The sequence below is a fragment of the Enterobacter sp. RHBSTW-00175 genome, assembly GCF_013927005.1.
GTDB lineage: Bacteria > Pseudomonadota > Gammaproteobacteria > Enterobacterales > Enterobacteriaceae > Enterobacter.
The window spans coordinates 3,617,693-3,640,747 of the sequence record NZ_CP055930.1; the positions used below are offsets into that span (position 1 = coordinate 3,617,693).

The window sequence follows — 23,055 nt, forward strand, 5'->3', positions numbered from 1 at the left end:
TAACGAAACTCACAGGAGCTACAGATGGCACGTACATGGTTACGCCTTTTTGCAGGGGCAACACTGACACTTTCTCTGGCAGGTCACGCACTGGCTGAAGAAGGTAAAATCACGGTCTTTGCAGCGGCGTCTCTGACTAACGCGATGCAGGATATTGCGGCGGAATACAAAAAAGAGAAGAACGTTGAGGTTGTCTCCTCTTTTGCATCCTCTTCTACACTGGCGCGCCAGATTGAAGCCGGTGCACCTGCCGATCTGTTCATTTCTGCTGACCAGAAATGGATGGACTACGCGGCAGAGAAAAAATCTATCGATACGGCAACCCGTGCAACTTTGCTGGGTAACAGCCTGGTTGTTGTGGCACCAAAGGCCAGCGTGCAGGCTGAAATCGCCATCAACAAAGAGACCGACTGGACTCGCCTTCTGAACGGTGGCCGTCTGGCGGTGGGCGATCCTGAGCACGTACCTGCGGGTATTTATGCCAAAGAAGCCCTGCAAAAACTGGGCGCGTGGGAGACGTTATCCCCTAAACTGGCACCGGCGGAAGACGTGCGCGGCGCACTGGCGCTGGTGGAACGCAACGAAGCACCGCTGGGTATTGTTTACGGCTCTGATGCTGTGGTCAGTAAAGGTGTAAAAGTGGTTGGTACGTTCCCGGAAGATTCCCACAAGAAAGTGGAATATCCTGTTGCTGTGGTTGATGGACATAAAAATGCGACAGTCAGCGCCTTCTACGACTACCTGAAGGGCCCGCAGGCGTCTGCAATCTTTAAACGTTACGGATTTACGACTCACTAATGATATTGACCGATCCTGAATGGCAGGCCGTGCTGCTGAGCCTTAAAGTCTCTTCCCTGGCCGTTGTGCTGAGTTTGCCTTTTGGGATCTTCTTTGCCTGGTTACTGGTTCGCTGTAAGTTTCCAGGCAAAGCCCTGCTCGACAGTATTCTTCATCTTCCTCTCGTTTTACCCCCGGTTGTGGTGGGCTACCTGTTGCTGATTGCGATGGGGCGGCGCGGTTTTATCGGCGAAAGGCTATATGACTGGTTTGGCCTGACGTTTGCGTTTAGCTGGCGCGGGGCGGTACTGGCGGCGGCAGTGATGTCCTTCCCGCTGATGGTGCGGGCAATTCGCCTGGCGCTGGAAGGTGTTGATCTCAAACTTGAACAGGCGGCACGTACGTTAGGCGCAGGTCGCTGGCGCGTGTTTCTGACCATTACCTTACCGCTCACGCTGCCGGGCATTATCGTCGGTACCGTGCTGGCCTTTGCCCGTTCACTGGGCGAGTTCGGGGCGACCATAACTTTTGTGTCAAACATCCCGGGCGAAACGCGCACCATTCCATCGGCTATGTATACCCTTATTCAGACGCCTGGCGGTGAAAGCGCGGCGGCAAGACTTTGTATTATCTCTATTGTTCTGGCGCTGGTTTCACTGCTGGTTTCAGAATGGCTGGCGCGTATCAGCCGTGAACGGATGGGGAAATAACCATGCTGGAGCTGAATTTCACCCAGACGCTGGGCGACCATTGCCTGACGCTGAACGAGACCCTGCCGGCGAGCGGCATTACGGCTATTTTTGGCGTCTCTGGCGCGGGGAAAACCTCGCTGATTAACGCCATTAGCGGTCTGACTCGCCCTCAGTCAGGTCGTATCGTATTGAATAAGCACGTCTTAAATGACGTGGAAAACAAAATTTACCTGTCACCGGATAAACGGCGCATCGGTTACGTTTTCCAGGATGCAAGGTTATTCCCGCACTACAGCGTGCGCGGTAATCTGCGTTACGGCATGGCGAAAAGCATGGCCGGGCAGTTTGAGAAGCTCGTTGCGTTGTTGGGCATTGAACAACTGCTCGACCGCCTTCCGTCTTCGCTTTCTGGCGGTGAGAAACAGCGTGTTGCCATTGGGCGTGCATTACTGACCGCACCGGAATTACTGTTGCTGGATGAGCCGCTGGCATCGCTGGATATCCCGCGTAAGCGCGAACTGCTGCCGTATCTGCAACGCCTGGCCCGCGAAATTAATATCCCGATGCTCTACGTCAGCCATTCGCTTGATGAAATTCTGCATCTGGCAGACAAAGTGCTGGTGCTGGAAAACGGCAGTGTGAAAGCGTTTGGCAATCTGGAAGAGGTGTGGGGCAGCAGCGTCATGCATCCGTGGCTGCCGAAAGAGCAACAGAGCAGTATCCTGAAGGTCAGTGTGCTGGAGCATCATCCGCACTACGCAATGACCGCGCTGGCGCTCGGCGATCAGCATTTGTGGGTCAATAGGATTGATAAACCGCTTCAGTCTGCGTTGCGTATTCGCATTCAGGCCTCGGATGTCTCTCTGGTGCTGCAACCACCTCTGCAAACCAGCATTCGTAATATTCTGCGCGCCAAAGTGGCTCAGTGTTTTGATGATAACGCCCAGGTGGAAGTGCAGCTCGAGGTTGGCAGCAAAACGCTGTGGGCGCGTATCAGCCCGTGGGCCAGAGATGAGTTGGGGATCAAACCTGGCCTGTGGCTTTACGCGCAAATCAAGAGTGTCTCGATCACCACCTGATCACAGCAGGTGGGTATAGATATACTGCGCAATGCTGTCGGTGGTGTTGTCGCCAATTACCACGTTGGCGCGCGCTTTAATGGCGTCATCGGCATTGCCCATCGCCACGCCAGTGCCTGCGGCTTCCAGCATACTGATGTCGTTATAGTTGTCGCCAAAAGCAATCACGTTCTGCATTGACCAGCCCTGAGACTCCACATACTGCGTCAGACGTTTGCCTTTGCTGTTGCCTTTGCGGGCAATATCCACCTGATCGTGCCATGACCATTCGCATTCCAGACCGAGCGTCTGCTCGACGTGTTTTGCAAAGCCGTTCAGTTTGGTGGTGTCTTCGTCCGTCAGGGCGAATTTCCAGATAGCGTCAACATCCGCAGCCGCCTGGCGCAAAGAGGCAACCTGAGTAAAGACCGGACGCTGTGCTTCAGGCAACGATAACGCCCAGTTGCTGGTACGGATAACGTGGCCTGTTGGGCGTTCATACACCATCGCGTTATCTACATACATCAGGCCATGAATGTTGTGTTCATCCAGCAGATCAATCAATTGCAGCGCCTGAGGAACAGGCAGTGGATCAGACTCCAGAACCTTTTTTGCCTGATAATCATACAAATAAGTGCCATTACAACAAATTGCAGGTGTATCTAACGCCAGTGCCTGATAAAAAGGATGAATGGCAACGTGATGTCGACCCGTTACGATCAGGAGTTGATATCCCGCTTCTTTTGCACGCTTTAGCGCATCGAGAGAAGAGGGCAGCAGGGTTTTTTGAGGGGTAAGCAGTGTACCGTCTAAATCCAGTGCAATCACACGCGAGGTCATTTGTTCTTCCGGGTTAATATTGAATTTAAGGTCTTAGGGGATGGTACACCGAGTGAAGATCGCTGCAAAATTCCTGGCTAAAATTCAGCATTCACCGTTAAAAATAATCACTTTCACGCGCAGTGAGGAAAGGAGTATTCATGAAACAAACCGTTTATACCGCCAGTCCTGAAAGCCAGCAGATCCATGTCTGGCGTTTGAATGCAGAAGGTTCACTCACGCTGGTTCAGGTTGTTGATGTTCCCGGACAAGTTCAGCCGATGGTCGTCAGCCCGGATAAACGTTTTCTCTATGTTGGCGTGCGCCCTGAATTTCGCGTACTGGCTTACCGCATCGCCCCGGATGATGGCGCACTGACCTTCACCGCCGAAGCTCCGCTGCCGGGTAGCCCAACCCATATTTCGACCGATCACAAAGGCAACTTCGTGTTCAGCGGCTCCTATAACTCCGGCTGCGTCAGCGTGACGCGTCTGGAAGATGGCATCCCGGTTGAAACTGTCGATGTGGTCGAAGGGCTGGAAGGGTGCCACTCTGCCAATATCACCCCGGACAACCGCACGCTGTGGGTTCCTGCGCTGAAGCAGGATCGCATTTGCTTGTTTACCCTGAGTGACGATGGTCACCTGGTTACGCAAAACCCGGCTGAAGTGACGACCGTTGAGGGCGCAGGCCCACGCCACATGGTGTTCCATCCCAATCAGCAGTACGCCTATGTGGTGAACGAGCTGAACAGTTCTGTGGATGTGTGGGAACTGAAAGATCCAAACGGCGAGATTGAGTGCGTACAGACACTGGATATGATGCCGTCAGACTTCTCCGACACTCGCTGGGCTGCGGATATCCACATTACACCGGATGGCCGTCATCTCTACGCCTGTGACCGCACCTCAAGCCTGATTACCGTGTTCAGCATCTCTGAAGACGGCAGCGTGCTGGCGATTGAAGGCTTCCAGCCAACGGAAACCCAGCCACGCGGTTTTAATATCGACCACAGCGGGAAATACCTGATTGCGGCGGGACAAAAATCCCATCACATTGCGCTGTATGAAATCAAAGGTGAGCAGGGCTTGCTGGAAGAGAAGGGGCGTTATGCCGTAGGCCAGGGGCCAATGTGGGTTGTCGTTAACGCACACTAAGCGGTGTAAAACAAAAAACCTCGCCGATGCGAGGTTTTTTTATGCCCAGTGAATGGGTTTTGTAGGCCGGGTAAGGCGAAGCCGCCACCCGGCAAAACAGATTACTGCTTCGGCTCTGCAACCACTTTGCTACCCAGACCGCGGTTGTTGTATTCCCACATGCGGTTGAAGTTAGCGTCGTTCAGGTTGCGCTGCACGTTGCCTTTATCATCCACAGCACCGGTGTTGCCGGAGAATGGACGTTTAGACACTGCGGCGTCTGCCCACGGTTTTGCCGTGTTGAAACCTTCGTTGATCACGCTGTCGCGGATAACAACCTGGCCGTTGGTGGCAGAGTCCACATCCAGAGAGCGACCCAACTGCGCAACGCCATTACCGGACGCGGTGAAGCGGCTGTTCACCGCCAGGAAGCCGTAGAACAGGCTGGACTGTGTTGCCGGCGCGAACACATAACCTTCCTGCTGTGTACGGGAGTTCACTACGCGGAATTCAGTGTTATTAAACACCACGGCGCCACGACCAGAAACGAGGTCTACATCGCCTTCAACGTAGCTGTTGGTGACCAGAGTACGGGTCAGACGGTTATTCACAATCGTGTTCTGTACACCGCTGTTGGTCACGAAGAAGGTGTTCTGACGACCCAGAATGTTCACGTTATTAATCTGAACCTGATCGCCATCACTGCGCAGTGCAACCGCCTGATGAGTACCAGCATCCACGCTATCACCCAGGGTGTTTTGAATGGTCAGGTTCTGCAACTGAAGGCCGTTGTTCTGCGACCAGAATACCGCAGAGCACATCATACCCACGGTCGCGGTACGTTTGCTCTGGCAGTTATCGAACATATACCACGCAGGTTTGCCCGGCATATATTTCCCGGCCGGGTTCACCAGACGACGCCAGGTGTTGCTGTCGATTTCGGAGTCAATCGCCAGACCAATTTTCGCGTCGATGGCTTTTTCACCCGTACCGTACAGGGTAATGCTGCCTGGCGCGGCAGGCACATAAACGGTGCCTTCGTATTCGCCTGGCAGGATCGCGATGTACTGGCGGGATGCGCTGTGTTTGGTGATTGCTGCGTCAACTGCTGCCTGAATAGAGGTATGCGTGACACCCTGCGTACCTGCCGGGCCGACAACAAAATCAGGCTGCTTAGGCAGGTTGATTGAAGACGGGCTCCACGGTGCCCCATTTGGGTCCATTGCCGTGAAGTAACGCGCCTGGCTGAAGTTTTTCGCTTCATCAGCAGACAGTACCGGACGAGATGCGGTGCCCGGTGCAACCTGCTCAGAAGGCTGCTGGTCCGGTGGGGTTGAGCTACATGCGGATAATGTCACGCCAAAGGCAAGTGCTAACGCCAGACGGGAAATCCTGGAAATGTTCAAGGTAAAGCTCCTGGGTATGCAAGTCTTAACGAGATAGACGAAATAGCCTGCTTTTTTATACTAAGTTGAGCGAAACGGGAAGTTTAAATGGTAAAAAGTTGCATTTTTCGCCCAGCGGATGCGGGAAAGTAATCACAAATAAATAACATTTTCCGTAAAGGCGGTTGACAGCGGCAAACAGATGAAAATAAATGTCTATACAACCCATGACAAGTGGAAGCCCCATGCAGCAGCTTCATCCCGACGATGTTATCTGGCGTAATGCGCGACTGGCGACAATGGATCCCGACCATCCCGCCCCTTATGGACTGACTGAACACTCTGCGCTGGTGGTCCGCGGCCGGACGATCCTGGCCGTGATCCCCGAAGCAGACATCCCTCACGGGCACGCTAACAGCAAGGATTTAGCGGGAAGGCTGGTTACGCCGGGGCTTATCGACTGCCATACCCATCTGGTATTTGGCGGCGATCGCGCGGCGGAATGGGAGCAGCGGTTAAACGGTGTCTCTTATCAGACCATAAGCGCACAGGGCGGCGGGATTAACGCCACCGTGACCGCAACCCGCAACAGCACCCCGGAAGCGTTACTGAAGCTTGCTCAGCAGCGCCTGCAACGGCTGATGAATGAAGGCGTGACAACCCTTGAAATCAAGTCAGGATACGGTCTGAATGCCGAAGCCGAAGAGAAAATGTTGCAGGTGGCGCGCCAGCTCGGCCATAAAAATCCGGTGGAAATTAGCCCGACGCTGCTTGCGGCTCATGCGGTGCCCGCAGAATACCGGCATGACCCGGATGCCTATCTCACGCTGGTGTGCGAGCAGATAATGCCTGCCCTGTGGCAAAAAGGGTTGTTCGAATCGGTAGACGTTTTTTGTGAAAACGTCGGATTCACCCCAGCGCAAACCGAGCGGGTATTCCAGGCCGCGCTCGCGCTGGGTATTCCGGTGAAAGGGCATGTCGAGCAGCTTTCTAATCTTGGCGGCGCGGCGTTGGTCAGCCGTTACCAGGGGCTTTCCGCCGATCATATTGAATATCTTGATGAGGCCGGGGTTCAGGCGATGGCAGAAAGCGGCACTGTTGCAGTACTGCTACCCGGTGCTTTCTATTTCCTCCAGGAGCGCCAGCGCCCGCCGGTTGAACAGCTCAGAAAACAGGGTGTTGTTATGGCGGTCGCCACCGACTACAACCCCGGGACCAGCCCGTTTGCCAGCCTGCATCTGGCGATGAATATGGCCTGTGTCCAGTTTGGCCTGACCCCCGAAGAAGCCTGGGCTGGTGTGACGCGACATGCCGCACACGCGCTCGGACGTGGTGCAACTCACGGGCAGTTAAAGGCAGGTTTTGTGGCTGACTTTATCGTCTGGGATGCTAAGCACCCTGTAGAAATGGTGTATGAACCCGGGCGTAACCCGCTGTATCAACGTATCTTTCGTGGGGAGGCAGTATGACGTTATGGCGGCCCGTTTCTGAACAGGTCTGGCAGGGGCGCGATGACAGCGCAGAGGCCAGCAATGCCACACGCATTTTCCAGACCATCCGGCAGCAGGCGCAGTTTGCGCCCGAATCCTCAGGTATTGCGCTGCTGGGCTTCGGGTGTGATGAAGGCGTAAAACGCAACCACGGCAGACCGGGTGCCGTGCAGGCTCCCGATGTCCTGCGCAAAGCGCTGGCAAATATGGCCAGCCATCAGGGGCATGAGCGGCTTGTGGATATGGGCACGATTGATGTCGAGGGTGAAGCGCTTGAAGCCGCGCAGCGGGCGTTAAGCGATGCGGTTACAGCCTGCCAGCGTGCCGGGATGCATACGCTTGTTTTTGGCGGCGGGCATGAAACCGCCTGGGCGCACGGGCGCGGCGTACTGGATGCCTTCCCGCATGAGCGTGTGGCCATTATTAACCTTGATGCCCATCTTGATCTGCGCAAGGCAGAACGTGCCACCTCCGGCACGCCGTTTCGTCAGCTTGCGCACTACTGTGCTGAACAGTCTCGCGCGTTTCAGTATGCCTGTTTTGGCGTAAGCCGGGCGGCAAATACTCAGGCGTTGTGGGATGAAGCCGAACGGCTGAACGTGACGCTGGTTGAAGATCTCCATTTCCGTCGCGACGCGTTATCCGCGCTTGAGGAGGTTCTGGCCCGGGCAGACAACGTTTATCTGACCATCGATCTTGATGTGTTGCCCGCCGGTGAGATGCCCGCCGTATCAGCTCCTGCGGCGTTAGGTATTCCTGCGCTGGACTTGTTGCCGGTCATCGAGCGCATCTGCCGCAGCGGAAAACTGCGGGCGGCAGATTTAGTTGAATTTAATCCACATTACGACCGGGACGGTCAGGGGGCGAAACTCGCCGCCCGTCTGGCCTGGCAAATTGCTCACTGGTGGGCATAACACAGGTTAAGGAGTCACCATGTTTTCACGCTCACCTCAGACCCAACCGAGCCCGCCTGCGCCGTTTTACGAAAAGGTGAAGCAGGCGATCAGCGAAAAAATTGCCAGCGGCGTATGGCGCCCACACGACCGTATACCGTCAGAGGCTGAGCTGGTGGCGCAGTTTGGTTTTAGCCGTATGACCATCAACCGCGCGCTGCGCGAGCTGACCGATGAAGGCTTGCTGGTGCGCCTGCAAGGGGTGGGGACCTTTGTGGCTGAACCAAAAGGACAATCGGCCCTGTTTGAAATCCGCAGTATTGCCGATGAGATTGCAGCGCGTAACCATCAGCACCATTGCGAAGTGCTGGTGCTTGAAGAAACCCAGGCCAGTGCCGAACAGGCTCTGGAGCTGAACGTCAAAGAGGGGACGCGGGTTTTCCATTCGATAATGGTCCACTTTGAAAATGATGTCCCGGTGCAGATTGAAGATCGCTGCGTCAATGCGCTGAGCGTGCCCGAATATCTTGAACAGGATTATACCCGCACCACACCGCACGCGTATTTGTCGCTGGTGGCACCGCTCACGGAAGGGGAGCATATCGTGGAAGCAGTGCGCGCTACACAGCAGGAGTGGGAACTGCTGCGGATTAAAGAGCACGATCCCTGCCTGCTTATCCGCCGCCGCACCTGGTCATCGTCCCAGATAGTGTCACACGCCAGGCTGCTGTTCCCGGGAGATCGTTACCGGTTGCAGGGCCATTTTATGTCCTGAGGGTCATAAGAAGTAAAAGCGTGATAGCTAACTCAATATAACAAAATTGTATCTTTTTTGTTAAAACCATCCTTGTGTGTGCTTGTCTATACAAGTATATCTATTTGTATCATCTGTCCCGTATGAGGAGCACACAATGTCGTCAGGTAAATACCGCCAGCAGGATGTCCGCGCTGCGCGTGGCACCACGCTCACTGCAAAAAGCTGGCTCACCGAAGCACCGCTGCGCATGTTGATGAACAACCTTGATCCTGAGGTCGCAGAAAATCCCCATGAGTTAGTGGTCTACGGCGGCATTGGCCGTGCCGCGCGCAACTGGGAGTGCTACGACGCCATTGTAGAAGCCCTGACTCAACTGGAGAACGACGAAACTCTGCTGGTGCAATCCGGCAAACCGGTCGGCGTATTCAAAACCCACAAAAACGCGCCGCGCGTGCTGATTGCAAACTCAAACCTGGTGCCACACTGGGCGACCTGGGAACACTTCAACGAGCTGGACGCGAAAGGGCTGGCGATGTACGGCCAGATGACCGCAGGTAGCTGGATCTATATTGGCAGTCAGGGGATTGTGCAGGGAACCTATGAAACCTTCGTTGAGGCCGGTCGCCAGCACTATAACGGCTCGCTGAAAGGCCGTTGGGTACTGACTGCGGGTTTAGGCGGAATGGGCGGTGCACAGCCGCTGGCCGCAACGCTTGCTGGTGCCTGTTCCCTGAACATTGAATGCCAGCAGAGCCGCATCGATTTCCGTCTGCGTACCCGCTATGTCGATGAACAGGCCGAAAACCTTGATGACGCGCTGGCGCGCATTAAAAAATACACCGCTGAAGGTAAAGCTGTGTCGATTGCCCTGTGCGGTAACGCGGCGGATATCCTCCCGGAACTGGTGGCTCGCGGCGTTCGCCCTGATTTAGTCACCGACCAGACCAGCGCCCACGATCCGCTGCACGGCTATCTGCCTAAAGGCTGGACGTGGGAAGCCTATCAGCAAAAAGCCGAAACCGACCCGGAAGGCACGGTGCTTGCGGCAAAACAATCCATGGCAGAGCATGTGAGCGCCATGCTGGCGTTCAGCAAGATGGGCATCCCTACCTTCGATTACGGCAACAACATCCGCCAGATGGCCAAAGAGATGGGGGTGGCCAACGCTTTTGATTTCCCGGGCTTCGTACCTGCCTATATCCGCCCGCTGTTCTGTCGCGGTATTGGCCCATTCCGCTGGGTTGCCCTGTCCGGCGACCCGGAAGATATCTACAAAACGGATGCGAAGGTCAAAGAGATTGTTGCAGACGACGAACACCTGCATCACTGGCTGGATATGGCCCGCGAACGCATTAACTTCCAGGGCTTACCGGCGCGTATCTGCTGGGTAGGGCTGGAATGGCGCCAGAAGCTGGGCCTGGCGTTTAACGAAATGGTGCGCAGCGGTGAAGTCTCCGCGCCGATTGTTATCGGACGCGACCACCTCGATTCCGGTTCGGTCGCTAGCCCTAACCGTGAAACCGAAGCCATGCGTGACGGTTCGGATGCGGTATCCGACTGGCCATTACTGAATGCGTTACTGAACACTGCCAGCGGTGCAACCTGGGTATCGCTGCACCACGGCGGCGGCGTAGGAATGGGCTTCTCCCAGCATTCGGGGATGGTCATTGTCTGCGACGGTACTGACGAAGCGGCCGCGCGTATCGCTCGCGTGCTGCATAACGACCCGGCAACCGGCGTGATGCGACATGCGGATGCGGGTTACGAGATAGCGGTTGAATGTGCCAAAGAGCAGGGGTTAAACCTGCCGATGATCCCTGCCACACAAGGAAAGCTTTAATGAACGTTCTTACACTCACCCCCGGCTCACTGACGCTAAAACAGCTGCGTAACGTCTGGCGTCACCCGGTGACACTGGCGCTGGATGAAAGCGCCCATCGCGCAATTAACGACAGCGTTGCCTGCGTCGAGGCCATTGTGGCCGAAGGGCGCACCGCGTACGGTATCAACACCGGATTTGGCCTGTTAGCCCAGACGCGTATTGCGACTCACGATCTGGAAAACCTGCAACGTTCGCTGGTGCTTTCCCATGCGGCGGGCGTTGGGCAGCCGCTGGATGATGAGATTGTCCGTCTGATGATGGTACTCAAAATCAACAGCCTGGCGCGTGGTTTTTCCGGCATCCGACTGAGCGTTATCCAGGCGCTGATGGCGCTGGTGAATGCCGACGTCTATCCGTGGATCCCGGCGAAAGGCTCTGTGGGTGCCTCCGGCGACCTGGCTCCCCTGGCGCATATGTCTTTGCTGCTGCTGGGTGAAGGCAAGGCGCGCTGGCAGGGAGAGTGGTTACCTGCGAAAGAGGCGCTGAAAAAAGCGGGTCTGGCGCCGATTACGTTGGCGGCGAAAGAAGGCCTGGCGCTGCTCAATGGGACGCAGGCATCCACTGCATTTGCCCTGCGCGGCCTGTTTGAAGCCGAAGATCTGTTTGCCTCGGCGGTGGTGTGCGGTGCCCTGACCACCGAAGCTGTGCTCGGCTCACGTCGTCCGTTTGATGCTCGTATTCACGAGGTGCGCGGTCAGCGTGGGCAGATTGATGCCGCTGCGATGTACCGTCATTTACTCACGGATACCAGCGACATTGCCGAGTCTCACCATAACTGTGACAAGGTGCAGGATCCGTATTCCCTGCGCTGCCAGCCACAGGTGATGGGGGCGTGTCTGACGCAACTACGTCAGGCGGCAGAGGTATTGCTGGTGGAAGCCAACGCGGTGTCGGATAACCCGCTGGTGTTTGCCCAGGAAAACGAAGTGGTGTCCGGTGGTAACTTCCACGCTGAGCCTGTGGCAATGGCAGCAGATAACATTGCGCTGGCGATTGCCGAAGTGGGGGCGTTATCTGAACGCCGTATCGCGCTGATGATGGACAAACATATGTCTCAGTTGCCACCGTTCCTGGTGCGTAACGGCGGGGTGAACTCGGGCTTTATGATTGCCCAGGTGACGGCCGCGGCGCTGGCAAGTGAGAACAAAGCGCTGTCGCATCCGCACAGCGTGGACAGCCTGCCGACATCGGCAAACCAGGAAGATCACGTTTCGATGGCTCCGGCTGCCGGGCGTCGTCTGTGGGAAATGGCCTCTAACACCCGTGGAGTACTGGCGGTTGAGTGGCTGGCGGCCTGTCAGGGTGTTGACCTGCGTGAAGGGCTGAAATCCAGTGCGTTACTGGAGCAGGCACGCCATGTTCTGCGCGAGCATGTCACGCATTACGATGACGACCGTTTCTTTGCCCCGGATATTGATAAGGCGATGCAGCTTCTTGAGGAAGGGCGGCTGGTGGGATTGTTACCGTCGGTGCTGTAATTGCTTGCCCGGTGGCACTGAGCTTACCGGGCCTACGGGTGCAAAATGTAGGCCGGGTAAGGCGAAGCCGCCACCCGGCTTTTTATCAGGAGTACATCGCCGTTATCGACGCGCTTCCAAGCGAATGGAAGTGCACGTTAAAGCCCACCATCGCGCCGCTGGCACCTTCGTCCACTTCAATCCTATCCACATCCAGTGCATGAACCGTGAAGATATAGCGGTGGGTTTCCCCTTTTGGTGGTGCAGCGCCGCCGTACCCCGCTTTACCAAAGTCGGTACGCGTCTGGATCGCGCCCTCTGGCAGGGCGGCAACGCCAGAGCCCGCACCCTGCGGCAGGACGCGCGTGCTGGCTGGCAGGTTGGCGACAATCCAGTGCCACCAGCCCGAGCCGGTTGGCGCATCCGGGTCGTAGCAGGTGACGACAAAGCTTTTGGTTCCCTCAGGAACGTCATCCCAGGCCAGATGCGGGGATAAATTATCCCCCTGATATCCCATTCCGTTAAATACGTGGCGCTCAGGCAATTTCTCGCCGTCGCGCAGATCCTGACTGATGAGTTTCATTCGTTTTCTCCGTACTGAGCCGTGCAAAAAGTGTAATGCATAAACAGAGTACCGAAGCTAACGCCCTGGATTAAATCGCAAAATGTGCGGGAACCTTAACCGCTTCGACAACCGCGGCGGTCAGCTTGCGCAGCTGATCCCCGGTAATGAGATATGGCGGCATCAGATAGATAAGCTTACCGAAAGGACGAACCCAGACGCCACGCTCGACGAAGAAGCGTTGTAGCGCGGCCATATTCACTGGATGTGTTGTCTCAATCACGCCAATAGCGCCAAGCACGCGCACATCTGCAACAAACTCAGAACCCGATGCCGCGCTGAGCTCCTGCTGAAGCTGCGCTTCAATTGCAGCCACCTGGGTTTGCCATTCGCCGCTCTCCAGGATGGCAAGGCTTTCGCTCGCGACCGCACAGGCCAGTGGATTTCCCATAAACGTCGGGCCATGCATAAAGCAACCTGCTTCACCGTCGCTGATGGTATCGGCAACGTGGCGCGTGGTGAGCGTGGCGGAAAGCGTCATCGTGCCGCCGGTCAGCGCTTTACCCAGGCACAGAATATCCGGCGCAATACCGGCATGTTCACAGGCAAACAGTTTGCCGGTGCGGCCAAAGCCGGTGGCTATCTCATCGGCAATCAGCAGAATGCCTTCGCGATCGCACATCTTACGAATACGTTTCAGCCACTCGGGATGGTACATGCGCATCCCACCTGCACCCTGCACAACAGGCTCGAGGATCACTGCGGCTATCTCATGGCGGTGCGCGGCCATCAGTCGCGCAAAGCCGACCATGTCCATCTCGTTCCACTCACCACCGAAACGGCTTTGTGGCGCCGGGGCAAACAGGTTTTCCGGCAGGTAGCCCTTCCACAGGCTGTGCATCGAGTTATCCGGATCACAGACCGACATCGCGCCGAAGGTATCCCCGTGATAACCGTTGCGGAAGGTGAGGAACCGCTGGCGGGCCTCGCCTTTTGCGTGCCAGTACTGCAACGCCATTTTCATCGCCACTTCAACGGCGACGGAACCCGAGTCCGCGAGGAAAACGCACTCCAGCGAGTCAGGTGTCATCGCCACCAGACGGCGGCAAAGGTCAACCGCAGGCTGATGAGTGATGCCGCCGAACATCACGTGCGACATCTGGTCAATCTGCGCTTTCATCGCCGCGTTCAGACGCGGATTGTTGTAGCCGTGAATGGCGGCCCACCAAGAGGACATCCCGTCAACAAGCCGCTCGCCGCTGGCGAGATGCAGTTCGCAGCCGTGGGCAGAGGCCACAGGGTAAACGGGCAGCGGGTTCGTCGTGGAAGTGTAAGGGTGCCAGATATGCAGCTTATCGAAGGCGAGATCGTCCTGGGTCATAATCGACTTGTAAACCATTTTGAAAAGTTTTAGGTTTACGAGTATAAACCGAACCGAAAATTAACAAAACCCTTTGGAGAAGCCCGATGGCTCACCACGCACGCTGGACAATGTCGCAAGTCACTGAATTATTTGATAAGCCTTTCCTTGAGCTGCTGTTTGAAGCGCAAACGGTACACCGCCAGCACTTCGACCCGCGTCATGTGCAGGTCAGTACGCTGCTGTCGATCAAGACGGGCGCGTGCCCGGAAGATTGCAAATATTGCCCGCAAAGCGCTCGCTATAAAACCGGTCTTGAATCCGAACGCCTCATGGAAGTGGAGCAGGTCCTGGATTCTGCGCGTAAAGCGAAAAACGCAGGATCGACCCGTTTTTGCATGGGTGCTGCGTGGAAGAACCCACACGATCGCGACATGCCCTATCTGGAACAGATGGTGAAAGGCGTGAAGGAGATGGGGCTGGAAGCCTGTATGACGCTGGGAACGCTGAATGACGATCAGGCACAACGTCTGTCCGCTGCGGGTCTGGATTACTACAACCATAACCTCGACACCTCTCCTGAGTTTTACGGCAACATCATCACCACGCGTACCTACCAGGAGCGCCTGGACACCCTGGATAAAGTCCGTGATGCGGGCATCAAAGTGTGTTCCGGCGGTATTGTCGGCCTGGGCGAAACGGTGAAAGATCGCGCCGGTCTGCTGTTGCAACTGGCCAACCTGCCAACCCCACCAGAAAGCGTGCCAATTAACATGCTGGTGAAGGTGAAAGGTACGCCGCTGGCGGATAACGACGACGTCGATGCGTTTGATTTTATCCGCACCATTGCGGTGGCGCGCATCATGATGCCGACCTCCTTTGTGCGCCTGTCTGCCGGGCGCGAGCAGATGAGCGAACAGACGCAGGCGATGTGCTTTATGGCCGGTGCAAACTCTATTTTCTACGGTTGCAAACTGCTGACCACGCCAAACCCGGAAGAGGACAAAGACGTCCAGCTGTTCCGTAAATTAGGGCTGAATCCGCACCAGACTGATGTGCTGACGGGCGATAACGAGCAACAGCAGCAGCTGGAGCAGCAAATTTTCAACGCCGATACTGACCAGTTTTACAACGCGGCAGCTGTATGACCTGGCAACAACGCATAAACACCGCCCTGGAGGAACGCCGGGCGGCGGAGGCTTTTCGCGTACGCAGGGTTGTGGAAAACGGTGCAGGCCGTTTTCTCACCCGCGACAATCAGCGTTTTTGCAACTTCTCCAGTAACGATTATCTGGCCTTAAGTCAGCATCCGCAGATTGTCCGCGCCTGGCAGCAGGGAGCCGAACGTTACGGCGTGGGCAGTGGGGGATCAGGCCACGTCAGCGGTTACACCACAGCCCATCAGGCGCTGGAGGAAGAGCTTGCCGACTGGCTGGGGTATCCCCGTGCGTTGCTGTTTATCTCGGGTTTTGCGGCCAATCAGGCGGTGATTACCGCCCTGATGGGGAAAGACGACAGAATTGTGGCCGACCGTTTAAGCCATGCCTCACTACTGGAGGCGGCAAACCTGAGCCCGGCGCAGCTTCGCCGCTTTGCCCATAATGACGCCACCCCGCTTCACGCTCTGCTGGACAAACCCTGTGACGGCCAACAGCTGGTGGTGACGGAAGGGGTGTTTAGCATGGACGGCGACAGCGCACCGCTAAACGCCCTGCATGACGTTGCGCAGCAGCATAACGCCTGGCTGCTGGTGGATGATGCCCACGGGATCGGCGTGGTGGGTGATGAAGGGCGCGGAAGCGCGTATCACCAGGGCGTGAAACCCGAATTGCTGGTGGTGACGTTCGGTAAAGGATTTGGTGTCAGCGGAGCGGCGGTGCTGTGCAGTGAAACGGTTGCCGATTATCTACTGCAATTCGCACGACACTTGATTTACAGCACCAGTATGCCGCCTGCGCAGGCCGTGGCGTTATCTGCGTCAATGCAGGTAATACGTGGGGATGACGGAGAAGCACGTCGGCAGCGCTTAGCACAACACATCCGGCATTTCCGCCAGGGCTTAAGCACGCTGCCTTTCCAGAGCACTGACTCACTGAGTGCAATTCAGCCGGTGATCGTAGGGGATAACGGCCGGGCACTGAAGCTGGCGCAAATGCTACGCGAACAGGGCATGTGGGTGACGGCGATCCGCCCGCCGACGGTACCTCCTGGCACGGCGCGGTTACGCCTTACGCTCACGGCGGCTCACGAAACGCAGGATATCGATACGCTGCTGGAGGCGCTGTATGCCGCCCGTCAATAAAGAGGCCATTGCCGCTGCGTTTGGTCGCGCGGCGCAGAGCTATTCACAACACGATGAACTGCAACGTCAGAGCGCGCGTGGGTTGCTCAGCACGCTGGGCGAGAGCCATTTCCCGCAGGTGCTGGATGCCGGATGTGGCCCGGGCGCGAACAGCCGCTACTGGCGCGCCGCGGGAAGCTGTGTGACAGCTATCGATCTCTCTTCGCAAATGCTTGACGAAGCACGCCAGCAACAGGCGGCTGACCGCTATCTGGTCGCGGATATTGAAGCCATTCCCCTGCCCGACGGGCAGTTTGACCTGGTGTGGAGCCACCTTGCAGTGCAGTGGTGCAGCAGCCTGCCTCAGGCGTTGCATGAGCTGTATCGCGTGGCACGACCCGGTGGAAAAATCGCTTTTACCACGCTGCTTGAAAGCTCGTTGCCGGAGCTGAATCAGGCCTGGCATGCGGTGGATGCCGGGGCGCACGCTAACCGGTTTTTATCGCAGGATGAGGTGCTCCAGGCGCTGAAAGGCTGGCGTAACCGCAGCGTGGTGCAGACCATTACGCTCAGTTTTAGCGATGCCCTCAGCGCCATGCGCTCGCTGAAAGGTATTGGGGCGACGCATTTGCATTCGGGACGGGACAAAAAACCGCTTACCCGTGGACAATTGCACCGTTTAGAGATGGCCTGGCCGCAGCAACAGGGCGAGTTTCCGCTCTCTTATCAACTTTTTCATGGGATTATCGAACGTGACTGAACGTTATTTTGTCACCGGCACCGATACGGAAGTCGGTAAGACGGTTGCCAGCTCGGCGCTATTGCAAGCGGCGAATCTGCAAGGGTTTATCACCGCGGGCTACAAACCAGTGGCCTCGGGCAGTGAGATGACAACAGAGGGATTACGCAATACGGATGCGCTGGCGTTGCAACGTAACAGCAGCCTTACGCTGAGCTACTCGCAGGTGAATCCCTACACATTCGCCGAGCCAACCTCGCCGCACATCGTCAGTGCAGACGAAGGCCGGGCGATTGATTTCGCGGTGTTGTCGAAGGGATTACGCGCTCTGGAGCAACAGGCAGAGTGGGTACTGGTGGAAGGAGCAGGCGGCTGGTTTACACCACTTTCGGATCAACAAACCTTTGCCGATTGGGTACAGGCTGAACAGCTCCCGGTTATCCTGGTGGTGGGGGTGAAGCTTGGCTGCATCAACCACGCTATGCTGACTGCGCAGGCCATCCAGCAGGCGGGGTTGCGCCTGGCGGGCTGGATAGCCAACGATGTGGTCGCACCAGGCAGGCGTCATCAGGAATATCTGGCAACACTAAAACGCGTGCTGCCCGCGCCATGCCTGGGTGAGATCCCCTGGCTTGCTGAGGGGGCCGACAGTGCCGAAACCGGTCACTATCTGGATCTCAGCGTCTTGCCTCCAGTGTCATCCAGTGGGCAATAAGCTCATCATTCAGCTCGTTAACGTGGCCCTGTGCCACGTTACGCCCGCGATACAACATGCAGAAGCGGTCCGCAACCCGACGGATAAACGACAGCTGCTGCTCCGCTAACAGTACCGTCATACCCAGCTCACGGTTCAGCCTTATCAACAGTTGCGCAAGCTTCTGGGCAAAGCTCGGCCCTGCGCCGTGCATCGGTTCATCCAGAATCAACACCCGCGGGCGATTCACCAGGGCGTTGGCTATCGCCAGCTGATACTGAATATCGGGCGGTAACCCGTTGGCGCGTGTCTGGCGCAGCGTATAGAGCTGCGGGAAAAGCGCGTAAACCTCGCTTTTGGCTGAGGCATCAGGCTTTCCCGTGGCCCGCATCGCGATATGCAGATTCTCTTCAATGGTCAACTGCGAGAAAATCCGTCTGTCCTGCGAGACGTAGCCAATGCCAGGTCGGTTTCGCTGTTCAGGTGGCTGGCTGAGCAGATCGCGCGGTGGTGCCCCCGCTTCATGCCAGATGATTGTTCCGCTATCAACGGGTAAATTTCCCGCGATGCAGTTCATCAGCGTGGTTTTCCCCATACCCGGCAGGCCAATGACCCCCGTACACAGGCCTGGCGGTAAATCTAAATCAACATTCCATAGCGTATGTTGGCTTCCGTAAAACTGATTAACTGCACGCAGACTCAACATGTTTCTCTCCTTAAAAATCGATGTGGGTATGGCTCGTACGGATTGTGCAAAACTCCTGCCAGAACCGTTAAGTTGATTAAAAAAGAGACTTTTTTAGGAATGAGCCTGGGGCAAGGTAGGGATGCGGCACGGAATTGCACAGTGGCAGTGCTGGCGGTGTTGAGTTGTGGTGCAGCGATAAAATCACTGAATTGTGATTAAGATCTCACCAAACCGTTATGTCTGACGCAACTGATTATCATCAAAAAACAGCTATAAAATTTTTTTGTCACCCCACCGGTGGGAAAAACCGGGAATTAGCTGAGTGGCGGTCTATACGGGCTGGAAGCAGTTATCCACTATTCCTGTGGATAACCATGTGTATTAGAGTTAGAAAACACGCGATAAGCGAGAGAACACGCGGCTTACACCTGAATTGGTGCGAAACGCGGCTTTAGAAAATATCGGTTAAAAATCAAATTGTTATATAAAAGCAATTAGCGTAATGAAACTGTCACTGGTTGCCACAAAACTTTCATTACACGGCTTGACAAATGTTAAAAAAGAAAAAGTTCTGGGGATAACCCGGGTTCGCTGGTGTTTTATTTTGTCGCAGTCTAAATTTTGACCGGGATTACGCTAATCAATCGAACGCTACTCTAAATATCCTGACACGCCACTGGTTTTTCATCCAGTATTTTTTACTGGCAATCCTGGCAGCTGCGAGTAAAATTACTCACCTGCCGCTAATTACGTCATCAGGTCATCGCCCATGAGTAAACCGTTCAAATTGAATTCTGTTTTCAGCCCTTCAGGCGACCAGCCTGAGGCGATCCGTCGCCTGGAAGAGGGGCTGGAAGACGGTCTGGCACATCAGACGCTTCTGGGCGTTACCGGCTCGGGTAAGACCTTTACCGTTGCCAACGTCATTGCGGATCTCCAGCGCCCCACTATGGTGCTTGCCCCGAATAAAACCCTGGCGGCTCAGCTTTATGGTGAGATGAAAGAGTTCTTCCCGGAGAACGCGGTGGAGTACTTCGTTTCTTACTACGATTACTACCAGCCAGAAGCGTATGTCCCAAGCTCCGATACCTTTATCGAAAAAGATGCGTCGGTGAACGAACACATCGAACAAATGCGTCTGTCGGCAACCAAAGCACTGCTGGAACGCCGCGATGTGATTGTGGTGGCTTCGGTGTCCGCTATCTACGGTCTGGGCGACCCGGACCTGTACCTGAAGATGATGTTGCACCTTACCCAGGGGATGATCATCGATCAGCGTGCGATTTTGCGCCGCCTGGCAGAGCTGCAATACACCCGCAACGACCAGGCCTTCCAGCGTGGTACGTTCCGCGTGCGCGGCGAAGTTATCGATATCTTCCCGGCAGAGTCAGACGATATTGCACTGCGTGTTGAACTGTTCGACGAAGAGGTTGAGCGGCTGTCGTTGTTTGACCCGCTGACCGGGCATGTGGAATCGGTCATTCAGCGTTTCACGGTTTACCCTAAAACGCACTACGTGACCCCGCGTGAACGTATTGTGCAGGCGATGGAAGATATTAAAGACGAGCTGGCAGACCGCCGTAAGGTGCTACTGGCGAATAACAAGCTGCTCGAGGAGCAGCGTTTAAGCCAGCGTACCCAGTTTGATCTGGAGATGATGAACGAGCTGGGTTACTGCTCCGGTATCGAAAACTACTCGCGCTTCCTCTCTGGCCGCGGGCCGGGCGAGCCACCGCCAACCCTGTTTGACTACCTTCCGGCGGACGGCCTGCTGGTGGTGGATGAATCCCACGTGACGATTCCGCAGATTGGCGGCATGTATCGCGGCGACAGGGCACGTAAAGAGACGCTGGTAGAGTACGGTTTCCGCCTGCCATCAGCGCTGGATAACCGCCCGATGAAGTTTGAAGAGTTTGAAGCACTTGCTCCGCAAACTATCTACGTGTCGGCAACGCCGGGCAGCTATGAACTGGAGAAATCGGGCGACGAGGTGGTGGACCAGGTGGTGCGTCCTACCGGTCTGCTGGATCCGATTATCGAAGTACGCCCTGTTGCTACGCAGGTTGACGATCTTCTGTCTGAGATTCGTATCCGCGCTGCCATCAATGAACGCGTGCTGGTGACGACCCTGACCAAGCGCATGGCGGAAGACCTGACTGAATATCTTGAAGAACACGGTGAGCGCGTGCGGTATCTGCACTCGGATATCGATACCGTGGAGCGTATGGAAATTATCCGTGACCTGCGTCTGGGCGAGTTCGACGTACTGGTGGGGATCAACCTGCTGCGAGAAGGTCTGGATATGCCTGAAGTGTCGCTGGTCGCGATTCTGGACGCCGACAAAGAGGGCTTCCTGCGTTCTGAGCGTTCCCTGATCCAGACCATTGGCCGTGCCGCGCGTAACGTGAACGGTAAGGCGATCCTCTACGGCGATAAGATAACCCCATCGATGGCGAAAGCGATTGGTGAAACGGAACGTCGACGCGAGAAACAGCAGCGTTATAACGAAGAAAATGGTATTACGCCGCAAGGGCTGAACAAGAAGGTGGTGGATATTCTGGCGCTGGGTCAGAACATCGCCAAAACAAAAGCAAAAGGGCGGGGCAAGGCGCGTTCAGTGGTGGAAGAAGATACTGTCGTGCTGACACCAAAAGCGCTCCAGCAGAAAATTCATGAGCTGGAAGCGCAGATGATGCAACACGCGCAGAATCTGGAGTTTGAAGAGGCTGCGCAAATCCGTGACCAGCTGCATCAGTTGCGGGATTTGTTTATTGCAGCATCGTAACAAAAGCAAAATGGCAGCCAAAAGCTGTACTGCTTGTCAGTTAAGCACGGTGCATGATTCCGTTCACCTTAATATCAGCAGAAAATAATTCGTTCAGAACCTGTGAACGGGATAAGGGGGCCACCGCGGCCCCCTTATCAATTCCCGCGGCCCGCAATGAAATCGGTGCTTCGCACTGCGCTCACCTCCCGACCGTCTGCCTGCGGTCGGCTCGACTCGACATCCTGTCTCATTTCGCCTCTGGCCGCCATCCATGGCGTCCAGCCCTTGTCATCCGGCCTCCGGTTCGCCGATTTCTGCGGGACTCAACAACCGTGCCATTTTCAGGCCGCAGAGAAGGTTGAGGGTACCGCGAAGCGGTGATTTTCTTTGCCGGGAGCCGGGATTGCTAAGGGGGCTGCCGCCGCCCCCTTAGCACGTTCACTGCAGCGGATTATGCAGGTAGCAGGAAAGTCTGAGTGAACGGAACGATGCCACTAAAATAACAGAGTGGCTTAATATCGCTTAACTGACTGGCATTACAGCCAAAAGCTGCCATTTTTAGTGTTTTCTCCCTCTCCCTGTGGGAGAGGGGCGGGGTGAGGGCACCAGACCGCACTGAAGCAAAACCTTAACCCAACGCCTGAATCGCTTTCTCCAGTGCTTCACGCAGCAGATGACGATCGTGGCGATACTGAATATCGCTGGCTTCCAGTGGCTCCTGCACCACCACGCGTGCGCCGATCCCCGACACATCAGCTTTCGGCCCAACCACAACCGCGTCGATGATTTTTTTCCCGACGTACTGCTCCATGATACCGAGCTTGTCCGCAAGCGTCAGGCTTGCTGCCGCCGGGCTCAGTTCACGCCCTAAATTACCGATATAGACCACCGGAGCTGGTGTTCTGCGCAGGGCCTGAGCCAGCTCTTTTACCAGCAGAATGGGCATCAGGCTGGTGTAAAAACTTCCCGGCCCAATCAGGATCAAATCCGCTTCGCCGATAGCATCGACGGCTTCACGCGTAGCGGGAACGCCCGGATATGTCATGAGCTCTTTCGGCGGCAGGGTCAGCTGGTCAATATTCACTTCGCCGTAAACTTCATGGCCTTCCACATCAATTGCCATCAAGTCGACCGGTTGTTCAGACATCGGAATCAGGAACGCATCAACTTTAAGCAGATTACGTATTAAATTGATGGCTTCAAGAGGGCGAACGCTCAGGTGATCCAGCGCCTTTAACATCAGGTTTCCGAGGTTATGGCCAGAAAGTTCGCCATTACCGGCAAAACGGTACTCAAACATCGCTGACGCCACGCTCGGTTCGGTAATTAACTGATTTAAGCAGTTACGCATATCGCCCCACGCGATACCGCCTTCCGAACGACGAATGCGCCCTGTAGAACCGCCGTTATCGGTTGTAGTGACTATCCCTGTAAGCCTGGATCCAAGAGAGGAAAGTGAAGACATCACTCGCCCCAGACCGTGGCCTCCGCCAAGAGCGACTACCCGATCAAGATCCGCAAAAGTGCGATTGCGCATACCTATTCCTTATCACGTTCGAACAGCGTAACAGTAACCTAACTACCCCTAAAAGACGATGCTTCACCCGGTGCAAAATGA

20 protein-coding genes are annotated in these 23,055 nt (G+C 55.8%); 14 read left to right on the forward strand and 6 right to left on the reverse strand.

Translation table 11 applies throughout. From position 1 onward, the window contains the following. The first annotated feature begins 24 nt into the window (after positions 1 to 24). The 3 genes from modA to modC are packed head-to-tail and all read left to right on the forward strand — an operon-like array spanning position 25 to position 2,548. Positions 25 to 798 (forward strand): molybdate ABC transporter substrate-binding protein, encoded by a 774-nt coding sequence (gene modA, locus HV107_RS17215; protein ID WP_182060077.1) that lies wholly within the window; start codon positions 25 to 27, stop codon positions 796 to 798. Then, entirely contained in the window at positions 798 to 1,487 is a 690-nt protein-coding gene (modB, locus tag HV107_RS17220) for a molybdate ABC transporter permease subunit (protein WP_014069407.1), read from the forward strand. Before modA ends, modB begins: the two co-directional genes overlap by 1 nt. 2 nt (positions 1,488 to 1,489) lie before the next feature. Next, positions 1,490 to 2,548 carry a molybdenum ABC transporter ATP-binding protein ModC gene (gene modC / locus HV107_RS17225; protein ID WP_182060078.1) on the forward strand — a complete coding sequence of 353 codons (1,059 nt, stop codon included), beginning with the start codon at positions 1,490 to 1,492 and terminating at the stop codon, positions 2,546 to 2,548. On the opposite strand, the gene HV107_RS17230 is transcribed toward modC, so the two are convergent. Continuing rightward, positions 2,549 to 3,367, reverse strand: a complete 819-nt coding sequence (locus HV107_RS17230; RefSeq protein WP_182060079.1) for a pyridoxal phosphatase — start codon at positions 3,365 to 3,367, stop codon at positions 2,549 to 2,551. It abuts the gene before it with no gap. Between the two features lie 140 nt (positions 3,368 to 3,507). Between HV107_RS17230 and pgl the strand changes: the two genes are divergently transcribed. Beyond that, on the forward strand, positions 3,508 to 4,503 hold the full coding sequence (pgl, locus tag HV107_RS17235) for a 6-phosphogluconolactonase (protein ID WP_182060080.1): 996 nt from the start codon (positions 3,508 to 3,510) through the stop codon (positions 4,501 to 4,503). Between the two features lie 101 nt (positions 4,504 to 4,604). Here pgl and HV107_RS17240 read toward each other — a convergent pair whose 3' ends face one another. Continuing rightward, positions 4,605 to 5,888 (reverse strand): putative acyl-CoA thioester hydrolase, encoded by a 1,284-nt coding sequence (locus HV107_RS17240; protein ID WP_182060081.1) that lies wholly within the window; start codon positions 5,886 to 5,888, stop codon positions 4,605 to 4,607. A 224-nt stretch (positions 5,889 to 6,112) separates the two neighbouring features. Between HV107_RS17240 and hutI the strand changes: the two genes are divergently transcribed. From hutI to hutH, 5 genes are all read left to right on the forward strand, one after another. Next, positions 6,113 to 7,336, forward strand: coding sequence for an imidazolonepropionase (gene hutI, locus HV107_RS17245; RefSeq protein ID WP_182060082.1), 1,224 nt, complete (start codon positions 6,113 to 6,115; stop codon positions 7,334 to 7,336). Further along, positions 7,333 to 8,271 carry a formimidoylglutamase gene (gene hutG / locus HV107_RS17250; protein ID WP_182060083.1) on the forward strand — a complete coding sequence of 313 codons (939 nt, stop codon included), beginning with the start codon at positions 7,333 to 7,335 and terminating at the stop codon, positions 8,269 to 8,271. The genes hutI and hutG overlap by 4 nt, the downstream gene beginning before the upstream one ends. 19 nt (positions 8,272 to 8,290) lie before the next feature. Continuing rightward, complete coding sequence (locus HV107_RS17255; RefSeq protein WP_182060084.1) at positions 8,291 to 9,025, forward strand: histidine utilization repressor; 735 nt, start codon at positions 8,291 to 8,293, stop codon at positions 9,023 to 9,025. Between the two features lie 136 nt (positions 9,026 to 9,161). After that, complete coding sequence (gene hutU / locus HV107_RS17260; protein ID WP_182060085.1) at positions 9,162 to 10,847, forward strand: urocanate hydratase; 1,686 nt, start codon at positions 9,162 to 9,164, stop codon at positions 10,845 to 10,847. Further along, positions 10,847 to 12,367, forward strand: a complete 1,521-nt coding sequence (gene hutH / locus HV107_RS17265; protein WP_182060086.1) for a histidine ammonia-lyase — start codon at positions 10,847 to 10,849, stop codon at positions 12,365 to 12,367. The genes hutU and hutH overlap by 1 nt, the downstream gene beginning before the upstream one ends. Before the next feature lie 85 nt (positions 12,368 to 12,452). Here hutH and HV107_RS17270 read toward each other — a convergent pair whose 3' ends face one another. Both HV107_RS17270 and bioA read right to left on the reverse strand, forming a co-directional pair. Next, positions 12,453 to 12,929 carry a kinase inhibitor gene (locus HV107_RS17270; RefSeq protein ID WP_182060087.1) on the reverse strand — a complete coding sequence of 159 codons (477 nt, stop codon included), beginning with the start codon at positions 12,927 to 12,929 and terminating at the stop codon, positions 12,453 to 12,455. 70 nt (positions 12,930 to 12,999) lie between these two features. Further along, on the reverse strand, positions 13,000 to 14,289 hold the full coding sequence (bioA, locus tag HV107_RS17275; protein WP_395675638.1) for an adenosylmethionine--8-amino-7-oxononanoate transaminase: 1,290 nt from the start codon (positions 14,287 to 14,289) through the stop codon (positions 13,000 to 13,002). Positions 14,290 to 14,375: 86 nt separating this feature from the next. Between bioA and bioB the strand changes: the two genes are divergently transcribed. Genes bioB through bioD form a run of 4 tightly spaced genes read left to right on the forward strand, consistent with a single transcriptional unit; the run spans position 14,376 to position 18,003 of the window. After that, complete coding sequence (gene bioB / locus HV107_RS17280) at positions 14,376 to 15,416, forward strand: biotin synthase BioB (RefSeq protein WP_182060089.1); 1,041 nt, start codon at positions 14,376 to 14,378, stop codon at positions 15,414 to 15,416. After that, positions 15,413 to 16,570 carry an 8-amino-7-oxononanoate synthase gene (gene bioF, locus HV107_RS17285; RefSeq protein ID WP_182060090.1) on the forward strand — a complete coding sequence of 386 codons (1,158 nt, stop codon included), beginning with the start codon at positions 15,413 to 15,415 and terminating at the stop codon, positions 16,568 to 16,570. Before bioB ends, bioF begins: the two co-directional genes overlap by 4 nt. Continuing rightward, the gene (gene bioC / locus HV107_RS17290) at positions 16,554 to 17,309 is read left to right on the forward strand and encodes a malonyl-ACP O-methyltransferase BioC (protein WP_182060091.1); all 756 of its coding nucleotides are present in this window, start codon (positions 16,554 to 16,556) and stop codon (positions 17,307 to 17,309) included. The genes bioF and bioC overlap by 17 nt, the downstream gene beginning before the upstream one ends. Next, positions 17,302 to 18,003 carry a dethiobiotin synthase gene (gene bioD, locus HV107_RS17295; protein ID WP_182060092.1) on the forward strand — a complete coding sequence of 234 codons (702 nt, stop codon included), beginning with the start codon at positions 17,302 to 17,304 and terminating at the stop codon, positions 18,001 to 18,003. The genes bioC and bioD overlap by 8 nt, the downstream gene beginning before the upstream one ends. Here bioD and HV107_RS17300 read toward each other — a convergent pair. Further along, on the reverse strand, positions 17,966 to 18,688 hold the full coding sequence (locus HV107_RS17300; protein ID WP_182060093.1) for an ABC transporter ATP-binding protein: 723 nt from the start codon (positions 18,686 to 18,688) through the stop codon (positions 17,966 to 17,968). The genes bioD and HV107_RS17300 overlap by 38 nt on opposite strands. 751 nt (positions 18,689 to 19,439) lie before the next feature. Between HV107_RS17300 and uvrB the strand changes: the two genes are divergently transcribed. Beyond that, complete coding sequence (gene uvrB / locus HV107_RS17305) at positions 19,440 to 21,455, forward strand: excinuclease ABC subunit UvrB (protein WP_182060094.1); 2,016 nt, start codon at positions 19,440 to 19,442, stop codon at positions 21,453 to 21,455. A gap of 610 nt (positions 21,456 to 22,065) precedes the next feature. Here uvrB and yvcK read toward each other — a convergent pair. Beyond that, positions 22,066 to 22,974: a uridine diphosphate-N-acetylglucosamine-binding protein YvcK gene (gene yvcK, locus HV107_RS17310; protein WP_182060095.1), complete on the reverse strand. Its 909-nt coding sequence runs from the start codon at positions 22,972 to 22,974 to the stop codon at positions 22,066 to 22,068. Positions 22,975 to 23,055: the final 81 nt, after the last annotated feature.

What these genes read in the sequence shown, in the direction of transcription:
- modA (WP_182060077.1), top strand. Translation starts at nt 25, where the DNA reads ATGGCACGTACATGGTTACGCCTTTTTGCAGGGGCAACACTGACACTT.
- modB (WP_014069407.1), top strand. Translation starts at nt 798, where the DNA reads ATGATATTGACCGATCCTGAATGGCAGGCCGTGCTGCTGAGCCTTAAA.
- modC (WP_182060078.1), top strand. Translation starts at nt 1,490, where the DNA reads ATGCTGGAGCTGAATTTCACCCAGACGCTGGGCGACCATTGCCTGACG.
- HV107_RS17230 (WP_182060079.1), bottom strand. Translation starts at nt 3,367, where the DNA reads ATGACCTCGCGTGTGATTGCACTGGATTTAGACGGTACACTGCTTACC.
- pgl (WP_182060080.1), top strand. Translation starts at nt 3,508, where the DNA reads ATGAAACAAACCGTTTATACCGCCAGTCCTGAAAGCCAGCAGATCCAT.
- hutI (WP_182060082.1), top strand. Translation starts at nt 6,113, where the DNA reads ATGCAGCAGCTTCATCCCGACGATGTTATCTGGCGTAATGCGCGACTG.
- hutG (WP_182060083.1), top strand. Translation starts at nt 7,333, where the DNA reads ATGACGTTATGGCGGCCCGTTTCTGAACAGGTCTGGCAGGGGCGCGAT.
- HV107_RS17255 (WP_182060084.1), top strand. Translation starts at nt 8,291, where the DNA reads ATGTTTTCACGCTCACCTCAGACCCAACCGAGCCCGCCTGCGCCGTTT.
- hutU (WP_182060085.1), top strand. Translation starts at nt 9,162, where the DNA reads ATGTCGTCAGGTAAATACCGCCAGCAGGATGTCCGCGCTGCGCGTGGC.
- hutH (WP_182060086.1), top strand. Translation starts at nt 10,847, where the DNA reads ATGAACGTTCTTACACTCACCCCCGGCTCACTGACGCTAAAACAGCTG.
- HV107_RS17270 (WP_182060087.1), bottom strand. Translation starts at nt 12,929, where the DNA reads ATGAAACTCATCAGTCAGGATCTGCGCGACGGCGAGAAATTGCCTGAG.
- bioA (WP_395675638.1), bottom strand. Translation starts at nt 14,289, where the DNA reads ATGACCCAGGACGATCTCGCCTTCGATAAGCTGCATATCTGGCACCCT.
- bioB (WP_182060089.1), top strand. Translation starts at nt 14,376, where the DNA reads ATGGCTCACCACGCACGCTGGACAATGTCGCAAGTCACTGAATTATTT.
- bioF (WP_182060090.1), top strand. Translation starts at nt 15,413, where the DNA reads ATGACCTGGCAACAACGCATAAACACCGCCCTGGAGGAACGCCGGGCG.
- bioC (WP_182060091.1), top strand. Translation starts at nt 16,554, where the DNA reads ATGCCGCCCGTCAATAAAGAGGCCATTGCCGCTGCGTTTGGTCGCGCG.
- HV107_RS17300 (WP_182060093.1), bottom strand. Translation starts at nt 18,688, where the DNA reads ATGTTGAGTCTGCGTGCAGTTAATCAGTTTTACGGAAGCCAACATACG.
- uvrB (WP_182060094.1), top strand. Translation starts at nt 19,440, where the DNA reads ATGAGTAAACCGTTCAAATTGAATTCTGTTTTCAGCCCTTCAGGCGAC.
- yvcK (WP_182060095.1), bottom strand. Translation starts at nt 22,974, where the DNA reads ATGCGCAATCGCACTTTTGCGGATCTTGATCGGGTAGTCGCTCTTGGC.